The organism is Arthrobacter sp. Y3221157 (genome assembly GCF_059089865.1).
The window spans coordinates 15,954-28,467 of record NZ_JBNHFD010000044.1 but is presented as its reverse complement, the minus strand read 5'-3'; the positions used below and the strand labels follow the sequence as shown (position 1 = coordinate 28,467).

Annotated in this window: 10 protein-coding genes; 5 read left to right on the top strand and 5 right to left on the bottom strand. The window is 68.2% G+C overall.

Annotation, left to right across the window (positions count from 1 at the left end; all coding sequences use genetic code 11):
• The coding region (locus AC5RTT_RS12455) for a DUF5682 family protein (protein WP_494145449.1) at positions 1-1,260 on the top strand (1,260 nt) is incomplete at its 5' end.
• Positions 1,257-2,441 (top strand): VWA domain-containing protein, encoded by a 1,185-nt coding sequence (locus AC5RTT_RS12450; protein ID WP_494145448.1) that lies wholly within the window; start codon positions 1,257-1,259, stop codon positions 2,439-2,441. The genes AC5RTT_RS12455 and AC5RTT_RS12450, both read left to right, overlap by 4 nt.
• Positions 2,442-2,454: 13 nt before the next feature.
• Here AC5RTT_RS12450 and AC5RTT_RS12445 read toward each other — a convergent pair whose 3' ends face one another.
• On the bottom strand, positions 2,455-3,090 hold the full coding sequence (locus AC5RTT_RS12445; protein ID WP_494145447.1) for a dihydrofolate reductase family protein: 636 nt from the start codon (positions 3,088-3,090) through the stop codon (positions 2,455-2,457).
• A 115-nt stretch (positions 3,091-3,205) separates the two neighbouring features.
• On the opposite strand from AC5RTT_RS12445, the gene AC5RTT_RS12440 reads away from it, so the two are divergent.
• Positions 3,206-5,362 (top strand): amylo-alpha-1,6-glucosidase, encoded by a 2,157-nt coding sequence (locus tag AC5RTT_RS12440; protein WP_494145446.1) that lies wholly within the window; start codon positions 3,206-3,208, stop codon positions 5,360-5,362.
• An 18-nt stretch (positions 5,363-5,380) separates the two neighbouring features.
• Here the strand turns inward: AC5RTT_RS12440 and AC5RTT_RS12435 are convergent, their stop codons facing one another.
• The gene (locus AC5RTT_RS12435; RefSeq protein WP_494145445.1) at positions 5,381-7,381 is read right to left on the bottom strand and encodes a vWA domain-containing protein; all 2,001 of its coding nucleotides are present in this window, start codon (positions 7,379-7,381) and stop codon (positions 5,381-5,383) included.
• A 14-nt stretch (positions 7,382-7,395) separates the two neighbouring features.
• Positions 7,396-8,784 carry a sigma 54-interacting transcriptional regulator gene (locus tag AC5RTT_RS12430; RefSeq protein WP_494145444.1) on the bottom strand — a complete coding sequence of 463 codons (1,389 nt, stop codon included), beginning with the start codon at positions 8,782-8,784 and terminating at the stop codon, positions 7,396-7,398.
• 117 nt (positions 8,785-8,901) lie between these two features.
• On the opposite strand from AC5RTT_RS12430, the gene AC5RTT_RS12425 reads away from it, so the two are divergent.
• A complete protein-coding gene (locus AC5RTT_RS12425; RefSeq protein WP_494145443.1) occupies positions 8,902-9,303 on the top strand; it encodes a RidA family protein in 402 nt (133 codons plus the stop codon).
• A 6-nt stretch (positions 9,304-9,309) separates the two neighbouring features.
• Here AC5RTT_RS12425 and AC5RTT_RS12420 read toward each other — a convergent pair whose 3' ends face one another.
• Complete coding sequence (locus AC5RTT_RS12420; RefSeq protein WP_494145442.1) at positions 9,310-9,942, bottom strand: dihydrofolate reductase family protein; 633 nt, start codon at positions 9,940-9,942, stop codon at positions 9,310-9,312.
• Between the two features lie 134 nt (positions 9,943-10,076).
• Here AC5RTT_RS12420 and AC5RTT_RS12415 point away from each other — a divergent pair, with 134 nt between their 5' ends.
• Entirely contained in the window at positions 10,077-10,904 is an 828-nt protein-coding gene (locus AC5RTT_RS12415; protein WP_494145441.1) for a DNA/RNA non-specific endonuclease, read from the top strand.
• An 11-nt stretch (positions 10,905-10,915) separates the two neighbouring features.
• On the opposite strand, the gene AC5RTT_RS12410 is transcribed toward AC5RTT_RS12415, so the two are convergent.
• Positions 10,916-12,499 carry an esterase/lipase family protein gene (locus tag AC5RTT_RS12410; protein WP_494145440.1) on the bottom strand — a complete coding sequence of 528 codons (1,584 nt, stop codon included), beginning with the start codon at positions 12,497-12,499 and terminating at the stop codon, positions 10,916-10,918.
• Between the last annotated feature and the right edge of the window lie 15 nt (positions 12,500-12,514).

The following is a 12,514-nucleotide window of genomic DNA, read 5'->3' as shown; positions in this document are numbered from 1 at the left end:
GGACTGGCCGAGCTCGACGACGCCGCTCAGGCCGTGCTGTGCGACGGCTCGCCGGAGCCGCTGTCCATCGTGCACCGCGAGCTCACGGTGGGACAGAAGCTCGGAAGTGTGCCGGATACCGTGCCGACCCTTCCGCTGGCTGCAGACCTCACTGCATCCCAGCGCCGCCTGCGCTGGAAGCCGGCCGCCACTGAGGAAATCCTCGTCCTGGACCTCCGCAAGCCGAACCAGCTTGCCCGGTCCGTGCTGCTGCACCGGCTGCAGCTGCTGGGCGTGGACTGGGGGGTCCCCGCGGAAGCCGGGCGCACCGCCGGCACCTTCAAGGAGGCGTGGACGCTCTGCTGGAAGCCGGAACTGAGCGTGGCAGTGGTGGAAGCCAGCCTGCACGGCACCACCGTAGCCGCAGCCGCTGCTGCAGCCGCCGCGGAGCAGGCGGCACACGCGGACAGCCTTGCGGACCTCAGTGAACTGCTGTCGCGGTGCCTGCTGGCCGATCTCCCCGACGGGGTCGGAACCGTAGTTTCGGCGCTCGCCGAGCGCACTGCCCGCCAGCAGGACGTCGCACCGCTGCTCGAAACGGTGGGGCCGCTGGCGCGCACATGCCGGTATGGCAACGTCCGTGGCGTGGACGTCAGCGGCGTCCGGAAGATCCTCGATGCCACGGTGGTGCGGGCCTGCGTGGGCCTGCCCACCGCCTGCGCCGGCCTGGATGATGAAGCCGCCGCGGCCATGCGCCACGCCATCGACGCAGCCAATGATGGACTGTCGCTCCTGCCCGACCTGCCGCGCGATGACTGGCGGCGGGCGCTGTCCGCCGTCGCGGGTTCAGACCGCATCCATGGCGCCGTGGCCGGGCGCGCCACGCGGCTTCTCCTGGACGCAGGGCTGCTCGACGGCGCCCATGTGGCGGACAGCCTGAGCCGCCGCCTTTCGCTGGCCACCCCGGCGCCCGCTGCCGCCGCATGGCTGGACGGCCTGCTCTCCGGCGATGCGTCCCTCCTGGTGTACGACCCGCGGCTCCTCGCGATCGTCGACGGCTGGATCAGCGGGGTGGACGAGGAAGTGTTCGACGACGTCCTGCCGCTCCTGCGCAGGACCTTTTCGGCGTTCAGCAGGCCGGAGCGGCGCGAAATCGGCGAACAGGTGAGCCGGACAGGCGGCAGCCAGGCAGCCGCCGCACCCGACGGGCCGGATTTTGCGGCGGCTGCCCCAGCCCTCCGGACAATGGCGCGGTACCTGGGATGGGAGACAACAGGATGACGGCTGGAGAACCCGCACGCGACCGGCTTGGCCGCTGGCGCCTGGTGCTTGGCGGGCATGAGGCGGACGGGGTAACAGCCGCCGATGGCAGCGCCGTGGGTCTTTCCGCCGACGATGCCCGCCGCGACCAGGCACTCGAACAGCTGTACGACACGGAGCGGAGCGGCCGTGGAGGCATGGGCGCGTCCAGCCCCCGTGTGGCACGGTGGCTCGGGGACATCCGCGGCTATTTCCCGTCCTCGGTGGTCCAGGTGATGCAGGCCGATGCCATGGACCGGCTGGGCCTGCGGCAGTTGCTGCTCGAACCGGAGATGCTCCGCACCGTGCAGCCCGACGTCGGACTCGTCAGCACCCTGCTCGGGCTGGGGCGGGTCATCCCGGAACACTCACGCGAGAGCGCCCGGGCGGTGGTGCGCCAGGTAACCGCGCAGCTCGAGGAGCGGCTGCGGGCGCGGACGGTCCAGGCGGTCACCGGGGCGCTGAACCGGGCCGCCCGGACCCGGCGGCCGCGGCACCGGGACATCGACTGGAACCGGACCATCGCCGCGAACCTCAAGAACTACCAGCCGGCGTACCGCACGGTGGTGCCCGAGCGCCTGGTGGGCCACGCGCGGCGGAGTACCGAGATCCAGCGGGAGATCATCCTCTGTATTGACCAGTCGGGATCGATGGCGGAGTCGGTGGTGTATTCAAGCGTCTTCGGGGCCGTCCTCAGCTCCCTCCGGTCCGTCCGCACCCGGATGGTGGTGTTTGACACCGAGGTGGTCGACCTGACGGACGAGCTGCATGATCCCGTGGATGTCCTGTTCGGCGTCCAGCTGGGAGGCGGCACGGACATCAACCGGGCATTGGCCTACTGCCAGGGCCAGATTTCCCGCCCGGACGAGACCATCCTGGTGCTGATCAGCGACCTCTACGAAGGCGGGATAGCCGAGGAGATGCTGCGGCGGGCAGCCTCGATCGTGGGCTCGGGGGCCACAATGATCGCCCTGCTGGCACTGAGCGACAACGGGCATCCGACCTTCGACGCCGGCCATGCCGCTGCGCTCGCCGGCATAGGTGTCCCCGCGTTTGCCTGCACGCCCGATCTCTTCCCCGAGCTGATGGCCGCCGCGATCGAACGCCGTGATGTCAGCGAATGGGCAGCCTTCCACGACATCCCCACCAGCCGTGCGGAATGAGCGCCGGTCCTTGTCACGTCCGGCTGGCGCCCGGCGGGCCGTCCAGCACAGTGGGAACGTATTCGAGTAGCTGGAGCCGGCCGTCGAAGGTCCTGCTCTGCACCAGCTGGAGTGCGACGTCGGGATAGCCGTCATAGATGCGTTCCCGCCCGGTGCGCCCGGTGATCACCGGGAAGACCACCAGCCGGAAACGGTCCACCAGGCCCGCCGCCAGCAGCGACCGGCAGAGGCTGAGGCTGCCCAGCGTGCTCAGCGGCCGGTTTCCCGACTGCTTCATTGCCCGGACCGCCTCAACCGCGTCCCCCCGGACCAGTTCCGAGTTCGGCCAGCTGAGCGGCTCCTGCAGCGTGGAAGAAAAGACCACTTTGGGCACCGCGGCAAGCCCGGCCAGCGAGGCACCTTCCTCCGCGGAAAATTCGGAGCCGCCGGCCGCAGCCTCCCCCGACATGCCCGACATCAGCCGGTAGGTGTTGGCGCCCAGGAGGAAGGTGTAGTTCTGCTCCGCTTCCTGGTCCAGCCACGCGAGGTACTCCGGCCCCTCCAACCCCCACCAGCCGGGCCACCCCTCGGCAGAGGCGTATCCGTCCAGGGAGATGATCAGGTCCACCATCACGCTTGCCGGCGCCGTCTCCGCCGGTGTTCCGCCCATGGCCGCCTCCTCCGTCCGATCGGCATTCGCGCGCGGGGACAGGGTATGCCCGGTCCGGTGGAGGTTCAAGAGCTAACCCCTTTTATCCGGGGCGTGCGAGGCGTAGCGTCATCCCATGGCCGGATGGAATGCGGACACAGCTGCCGGGCCTGTGGGGGCAGGAACCATCACCCTGGTTGAGGGTTCATCATTTTGTATCTCGTCCCCCAACGGGGATATCCACCCCGAGCATCCCCACGGCACCTTCCATGAGGACACCCGCATACTGTCGCGCTGGAACCTGACCGTGAACGGTCAGTCACTCGAGCCGCTGACGGCCGAGACGAAGGAACCCTACCGCGCCCTCTTCATCGGCCGCGTTCCCCGGTCTGACGGCTACGCGGACAGCCCCCTGATCGTGGAGCGACTCCGGGAGGTGGCCGCCGGGATCGTCGAGGAAATCACCATCAGGAACTACTCGTCCGACCCTGCGGAATGCAGCGTGTCCATTGAGGTGGAGTCGGACTTCGCCGACCTTTTCGAGGTCAAGGAGGCGCGCGTCCAGCGCCGCTGGAAGGAATCCCGCACCGCGGAGGGCGAGCGCCTGACAGTGAGCTCCTCGTGGAACGATGTCCGGAAAACGGTTCTCATCAGCGGACACGGTGCCACCGCCACTGCCAGGGCCCTCACGTTCACGGCGGCGGTTCCGGCGCGCGGCCAGTGGAGCACACTGCTCAGTGTCGCCCCGGCCGGGGACGACGGTGCACCCGCGGCACCGCCCGTCCGCCCGGCCGCGCACGGGATGTCGCCGAGCGACCGCCGGCGCCAGGAATGGGTGGCCAAGATCCCCCGGCTCCATATGACGAACCGCTCCATCGAACGGACCCTGCGGCGCAGTTATGACGACTTGGGTGCCCTGCGGATCGAGGACCCCGCGCATCCGGAACGGATCGTCGTGGCGGCAGGCGCCCCGTGGTTCATGACGCTGTTCGGGCGGGACTCCCTGTGGGCCTCGGAAATGGCCCTTGCGGTGGACCCGTCCCTTGCTCTTGGCACGCTGCAGACGCTGGCGGACCGCCAGGGCCAAGTGGTGGATCCGATGAGCGAGGAGGAGCCCGGGAAGATCCTGCATGAAGTCAGGCTGGGCGTTTCCAGCGGGCTGGCCTTGGGCGGCAAGTCGGTCTACTACGGCAGCGTCGATGCCACACCCCAGTTCCTGATGGCGCTCGGCTCCGTCAGCCGCTGGGGCTTCGCGAAAGACACCATCGCCTCGCTCCTGCCCAACGCGGACCGGGCGCTGGACTGGATCAGGAACTACGGGGACAAGGACGGCGACGGGTTCGTCGAGTACGCCAGGCTCAACGACCAGGGGCTGATCAACCAGGGCTGGAAGGACTCCTGGGACGGGATCAACTTCGCGGACGGCACCATGGCCGAGCCGCCCATCGCCCTGTGCGAAGTCCAGGCACTGGTCTACTCCGCGCTGCTGTCCCGGGCCTGGATGGCGTACGACGCCGGTGACGCGGCCCTGGCGTCGCAGCTCACCGGGGAAGCGGCACGGCTGAAGAAGAAGTTCAACGAGGAGTTCTGGCTTCCGGAGCGGGGCTACTACGCCGTCGCCCTGGATGGCCGGAAACGGCCCGTGGACGCCTGCGCATCGAACATGGGGCAATGCCTGTGGCATGGCATCATCGACGACGACAAAGCCCCCCTGGTGGCCGAACGGCTGATGTCCCCCGAGATGTTCAGCGGCTGGGGCGTGCGGACCCTTGCCTCGGACATGGGCGCCTACAACCCGGCCAGCTACCACAACGGGTCGGTCTGGCCGCACGACAACGCGATCATCGCGGCCGGCCTGATGCGCTACGGCCTCGTGGAGGAGGCCCAGCGGATTTCCACGGCACTGCTGGAAGCGGCGGAGTTTTCGAACGGGCGGCTGCCGGAACTCTTTTGCGGATTCAGCCGCGACCAGGTTGCCGAGCCGGTGCCGTACCCCACAGCCTGCTCACCCCAGGCCTGGGCGGCCACCACACCGATCATGCTGATCACCAGCCTCATGCGGTACGACGCCCACGTGTCCCGGGGCGGCTTCTGGATGGACCCGGTCCTGCCGGAGTCCTACGGCAACCTGCACATCACCAACGCGCCCATAGCCGGCGGCAGGATGACCATCGACATCGTCGGTTCCGAGCCCACCGTCCAGGGCCTGCCCGAGGGACTCGAGTTCCGGCGCGGGCACCGGCCCTGGCTGACCGAACTCCTGGCGGAGGCGGGCCTGGGCACCGAGGGGTAGATCTGCCGAGGGGTGGTTCTAAAGATCCCAGTCGGAGCCGCCGTAGTAGCTGCGTACGTGGGCGCGGAGGTACTCGCCCACCACGGCGGCCCCCAGCCCGCCGACGTCGGGTGCGACCACCCGGCCGTCGATCCGGCGTGCCAGGCGTTGGATGAACCGTTCGAGCCCCGGATCGTTCCCGAGGCGGAAGAACGTCGCCTGCACGCCGGCGCGTCCCAGGCGGTCGAGTTCGGTGACGGTGGCGCGGATGGTCTCCCTGTCCGGCGGCCAGTTGAACCAGGAATCGCCGTCGGCCAGCAGGTGCGCGGTGGGCTCACCGTCGGTCACCACCAGCAGCACGTGCTGCATGGACGGGTGCCGCCGGAAGAAGCGGCCGGCCAGCAGCAGGCCGTGGTGGAGGTTGGTACCCTGCTCGCGCAACGCAGGCAGGGCCGTGAGCTGGGCTATATCCATGGACTGCGCGTACCGGCCGAACGTCACCAGCTGCAGCCGGTCACCGCGGAACCGGGTGGAGACAAGGTGGTGCAGCGCTAGTGCGGTGCGCTTCATCGGCACCCAGCGGCCCTCGGCCGCCATCGAGAAGGACACGTCCACCAGTAGGACGACGGCGGCCTGCGTCCGTGCCTCGGTCTCCGTGACCTCGATGTCCCCCACCCCCAGGCGGAAGCCACTGCCCGGATCCCGGCCCTCGGCAACGGTGCGCCGGATGGCGTTGGTCATGGTGCGGGTGACGTCCCAAGGACCGGCGTCACCGAATTCCCACTGCCTGCTGGAGCCGGTCTGGTCACCGGCCGCGCCCGCGGCACGCGTTTCCCGACGGCCCTGCCGGCCCGACAGCTGCTTCGCCGTGTCCCGCAGCAGCGACTTTCCCAGCCTGCGCATTGCCTGCGGGGACAGCCGGAGGTCCCCGTCTGCACCCCGGCGCAGGTAGCCGCCGTCGTGCATCGCCCGCTCGATCTCCGCAAGTGTCCGCGCGGTCACGGCGGCGTCCTGCCCCAACTGGCGGGCCAGGGCAGCCAGGTCCAGATCATCCAGCCGCGAACCGTTGTAGGACTGGGAGAGCTGATCGGCCAGGCTGTCCAGTTCGGCAACGTCCTGCAGCACACCGGTGCCGTCACCCAGCCCGAGCCCTTCCTGGCCCTCAAAGCGCTCTGACCCGTTCCAGTCCTCCCCCGGCCGGAGGGCCCGCAGGCTGGAATCGAGCTGGTCGAGCTGTGCCATCAGTTCGGCCGACCCGAACGCCTGGGCGGACAGCCGCATCAGCTCCTCACGCTGTTCGGGTGACATGGATTGCAGGAGCCGCTGGGCCGCTGCCGCCCTTTTCGCCAGGGCATCGATCAGCTCCTCGACCGACTGCGGATTCTCCGGAAAGAAGGAACCATGCCGGGCCATGAACTCCCGGAAGTCGGCGTCGGTGTCCTCACCCCTGCGGTGCTTGTCCAGCAGTCCGTTGAGGTCGCGCAGCATCCCGTTCACAGCCTCGCGGTCCTCGTCGGTGGCATTCTCGAGCGCCTGCTTCATCCCTGCGAAGCGCTGGTCCAGGACTTCCCGGCCCAGCAGGTCCTTGATCCGTTCGTACGCCTCGCGTGCGGCACCCGACTGCCAGTCGTAGGAGGCCAGTTCGTTGACGGCAGCCGCGGTGGAGGCCGGGAGGTTCTGCAGCTGCATTTCACGGAAGGCACGGTCCGTGTTGTCCATCATGGCGTCCCGGGCGAGCTGTTTGCGCTCCTCCAGCACGGCGGTATCCAGCAGCTTGCGCACCTCGTTGAGGGTGCCGTCCAGCCGGTGCCGGCCCAGCAGGTCCTTCCGGCGCTGCTGGACACGGGCAGCGAGGTCGTCCAGCCCGTCCCGGTTCCGGCCGCCGCGGCGCAGGAATTCCTGGAGGGCGTGCCGGGGCGAGTAGCCGGCCATGACGTCCTCGGCCACCGCCTCCAGTGCCTCGGACAGGTCCACCGGCGGGGCAAGCGGGTCCGGTCCTCCGGCATACCTGCCGTACCGGGACCGGCGGTGCAGCACCATGATGCCTCCTGTGGCTAGCCGTAGACCGTTGCTTCGTCGTCGGACTCCTTGGAGATCCGGCGGGCAAGGTAGAGCCCCTCCAGCGCGAGTTCGACGGCGGCAGCCCGCTGGCCGTCGTTCTTCGCCCCCAGGCGGCCGCTGATTTCGTCGTAGAGCCCGGATCCGTTGAGTGAGGGCAGGTTCTGGAGGAATTCCCGTGCGGTGACCTGGTCTCCCGTGGTCACGGTGGTGTGGCCGTCCAGGGCCGCCACCAGCGGACCCATGTCGATGCCGTGGAAATGGGCCCGCACGGCTTCGGCTGTTGCCGTTCGGAGCAGGTGGTCCAGGACGCCCTGTTCCCGGCCTTCCTCGCCCGACTCAAATTCGATCTTCCCGGTGAGGACCTCCGCTGCGGGTTCCAGGTCGATGATCCTGGCCACTGCCTGCTCCTCACCGCGCAGGCTTGCACGGCGCAGCGCGGCCGCGGCCACCGTCTCGGCACCTGCGATGGCGAACCGGGCGGACACTCCGGACGTCTGGTTGATAGCCGGAGACTGCCGCAGGGCACGGGTGTAGCGGGCCAGGATCTCCAGGATGACGGGCGGGACGTCGGCCACCAGCCGGCCCTCCTGCCGGATAACGGCCACCTCGTCCTCCAGCTCGATGGGGTAATGGGTGCGGATCTCGGCGCCGAAGCGGTCCTTCAGCGGCGTGATGATCCGGCCGCGGTTTGTGTAGTCCTCCGGGTTGGCGGAGGCGACCACCAACACGTCCAGGGGCAGGCGCAGCACGTAACCGCGGATCTGGATGTCGCGTTCCTCCATCACGTTGAGCATGGCCACCTGGATGCGCTCGGCAAGGTCGGGCAGTTCATTGATGGCGATGATGCCGCGGTTGGAGCGCGGAACCAGGCCGTAGTGGATGGTCTCCGGGTCCCCGAGCCGGCGGCCCTCGGCAACGCGCATGGGGTCGACGTCGCCGATGAGGTCGGCGACGGAGGTGTCCGGCGTCGCCAGCTTCTCCACGTAGCGTTCGGAACGGTGCCGCCATGCCACCCGCAGCCGGTCCCCCTCGGTTAGCGCCCGGGCGCGGGACTGCTCCGCAATGGGATAGTACGGATGTTCGTTGAGTTCGGACTCCTCGATGACCGGCGACCACTCATCCAGGAGCCCGGCCAGGGTGCGGAGCAGGCGCGTCTTGCCCTGTCCCCGTTCGCCGAGCAGGACAACGTCGTGTCCGGCAATCAGGGCCCGCTCCAGCTGGGGCAGGACGGTCCGGCTGAAGCCGTATAACCCGGGCCATGGATCCCGGCCGGCGGCGAGCGCTGCGAGCAGGTTGTCACGGATTTCATGCCGCAGGTCCTTGTGGACATGGCCGGCGGCGCGCAGCTCGCCGACAGTGAAAATATCGGGACGGTCACTCACCCCTCTACGGTAAGCCCGGCCATGCCGGAGATCGAGCAAACTCCCATAATTCCTCCCGTCCCAGCGGCCTGGCGGAACAGCCTCGCCAGCGGCGGTGCGCGGTGGGATCATACAGCCATGGCATCCATCCAGCGTCTCCGGCCCCAGGGCCTCGTCACAAGTCCCGCGTTCAGTCACGTCGCCGTCGTGCCGCCTGGTGCAACCATCATCTATGTTGGCGGCCAGAACGCCGTCGATGCCGCAGGCGCCCTCACTGGGGAGGGTGACGTGGCCGCCCAGTCGGAGCGGGCCCTTGAGAACGCCCGGACCGCGCTCGCCGCTGCCGGGGCCACCCTTGCGGACGTCGTGCAATGGACGGTGCTGTTCGTGGAAGGTGCCGATATCGCTGCCGGCTACGGCGCCATCGCCCCGCAGCTCGCGTCGGCAGAACCTGCCCTGGTGACGGCGGCGTTCGTCAGCGGGCTGGGCGTACCCGGCGCGCTGGTCGAGATCAGCGCCGTGGCTGCCGTCATGCAGTAGCAGGAGTCAGGCCGGTTGTGCCGGCAGCACCCGGTAGGTCACGTGGGTGACCTGGCTCGCCCCCCGGGATGTCAACTGTTCCAGCTTCAGGGCCGGGACGCCGTCGAACAGCCTGGTGCCCGCACCCAGCGTCAGCGGCGCGATGTGCAGGCGCAGTTCGTCGATCAGCCCCGCTGCGAGGTACTGGTTGACGGTGGTGGCGCCGCCCTGGACCGCGACGTTCCCGGTGCCGGCCGCCGCGCGCGCCTGCGCCAGCGCCGATTCGATTCCGTCCGTGACGAAGTGGAACGTGGTGCCGCCCTCCATGGGCTGGGGATTGCGGGCATGGTGTGTGAGAACGTAAACCGGGGCGTGGAACGGAGGGTTGGTGCCCCACCAGCCATTCCACTGCCGGTCCCATCCGCCGCGCACCGGACCAAACATGTTGCGGCCCATGATGAACGCCTTGGCGGCACCGATCTGTTCGATCTCCGCCCGGTTCTCGTCCGGAGTTTCAAACATCCAGGCGTGCAGCCGGTCCCCCGAACCGTCGCTGCCGTCATCACCGAAGGGGCGCTGCTCCGTTTGGTTATGCCCGGCAGAATATCCGTCCGCCGTGACGGTGATGTCGCAGACCACCCGGCCGGCCGCTGTTGTCATGGCCCTGTCCTCTCGTGGCGGCCCGGCCGCCTTTCCCTGTGGGCTTGCCCGGAGGGCTTCAGCATACGGCCCTCCCGCCGTCCCGGCGAGCGCTGTAACGTCCGGATAACGTCACTGGAACTAGAGTCCGCGGCATGGGTGAGCAGCAGGATGTCCAAAGCCGCGGGTACGATCCAGGGTTCCTTGGCAACGACCTCGAGCCGCCCTCCATCAATGCCGCGCTGCTGGAGGACACCGTCCAACTCAACGGTTCAGCCGTCATCCCGTACACCCACTTCTCCCTGGCGGTCAGCAAGTCCCGGCGGTTTGCCCGCTGGGTCGCCTGGAATATCGACGGCGGCAGCATCAAGAGGTTGAGCCGGAAGGGCAGCGCGTTTATCAAGGACTCCCGGATTCCGGAGGAGTTCCAAAACGGCGACGAGCTATACAACGGCAACCGCCTGGACCGCGGGCACATCGCCCGCCGGGCGGACCTGCTCTGGGGTCCGCTGCCCGAGGCGAAGAAGGCAAACGACAATTCGTTCTTCTTCACCAACATCGCACCGCAAATGGACGACTTCAACCAAAGCGGCAAGAACGGCATCTGGGGACGGCTGGAGGAGTCCGTCTTTTCCGACGTCGACGTCCAGGACCTCAAGGCCACGGCGTTCGGCGGCCCCATCTTCCGGGACAACGACCGGGAGTACCGGGGCGTACCGCTGCCCCGCGAATACTGGAAGATCCTCGCGTACATGGAGGAGGGCGGGTTCCGCAGCGCGGCGTTCCTCCTGACGCAGAACCTGAATCCCCTCGAAGCCCTGGACCTGAACGAATTCCGTGCCTTCCAGGTCAGCATTGCCGAACTGGAGGAACGCACTTCCCTGCGCTTCGCGGATCCGCTGCGCGGCGATGACGGCCGGACGTCACTGCGGGCAGCCGATGACAGGGCCCCGCTGGCAAGCCTTGCCGAAATCCGCTGGTGACAGCCGGCCGCCTAGAGGGGCAGCCCCCGCGGGGTCACGCTGATCTGCAGGCCGGCGTTCCCGCCGAGCAGCGGCTTCATCACGTCCGGAACGTCAATGCGGCCGCTCCACCTGTTGGGTGTCCCGTCCCGGTCAAGCAGCCGGTCCTTCTCCTCCGGGTTCCAGTCGCGCAGGGCGGTGGGGATGGTGCTGTTCCATGCAGCCCAAGCCTTGGGCAGTGGTTGCCCGGCGGACGGAGGTTCAATGTCCACCACCAGCGTGTCCTGCCAGTCCTCCGTCTGTTCCATGTGGTCGTCGAAGAACAGGCGGCCCTGCTTCTCGGCGATGGACAGCAACCGCAGCTTCAGCGCATGCCGCAGTCTGGGCACCACCCGTCCGCCCACCAGCGGCCGGGGCGCCTGGGACGAAAGGAACGTGGTGAGCAGCGGCTTGGGTGAATCGATGGGATCGCCTTCCCTCCAGCGCTCGATCTGCACCGGACAGAAATGCGCGGCACTTTGCTCATGGACCAGCACTGGCAGCCCGCGGATGGCCACGCCGACGTCCAGCTGGAACTCCACTTCATCCGGCGCGTCCCGGCCGACGGTGAAGCCCACCAGCTCAATCTGGATTTTCAGGTCCCCGAAGAGGAACCGCTGGAGGTTCTGGTAGCCCTCTTCGGAGTTGACGATGCCGTACCGGCCGCTGTGGCTGCGGTGGACAATGGCAAGGGGGGCGCCCCGGACAGCGGCGTTGTCGATCTGGACCAGCCCGTCGCTGCGGGGTCCGACAGCCCGGGAGGAAAGTCCAAGGGCGACGTCGTAGTCCTCCGGGTTGGAACCGACCAGGCAGAAGAGCTCGGAAACCGGGAACCCGTCGTCGGGCATTTCGGTGCCTTTGAAGCTCTCGCGCCGCAGTGTCCGCCGTCGTGCCGCGGGAGTGAGGTAGTCATACATGCGGTCCGGCCCGAAGATGTCAGCGCCGTGGATGCCGGTGGCGTCTCTGATCCGCTCCAGCAGTCCGAATCCGACTGCGAAGTTGATGCCGCCATGCGGTGTGGCATAGGTAAAGACCCTGGCCACGTACTTTGCGCCGGCCGCGGGATCAATCATTCCGTCCGTTTCCGCGAGCTCCTCCGGAATGACACGCTGCAGCAAAGACCTGCAGACCAGCCCGCCCATGGAGTGCGCCACCAGGAAAACTTTGGGCGCCCCCGTCCTGTCGAGCACCAGTTTGATGAGCTTGAACAGGTCCCGGGCGGCCGTTTCAAAGGAGAAGCTTTCCGGGTCCTGGTCAAAGGTGTCCGCGGAGTCGTCGTAGAACCGGTGGATCCACACCGAGGCGGGATTGACGGACCTGGTGTCCACCCCCTGCAGGAACGCCCACTGGTCTCCGTGTACCGGGACCTCGTACTTGTGGTCCGAGATGAGCCGCAGCATGGGCGATTCGAACTGGTGGAACTGCGCCCTGCCGCTGCTGTCCGACCGTACATGGACTGATCCCTGGCTGAAGCCGTAAAACGGATCGTCCACCGCGCTGTTGATGGCACCTCCGTTCCCGGCGAACCCGCGGACATAGATGATGGGCAGCCTGCCGTCGCCACCTGGAGTGCCCACGTCCCGTCCCCTTTC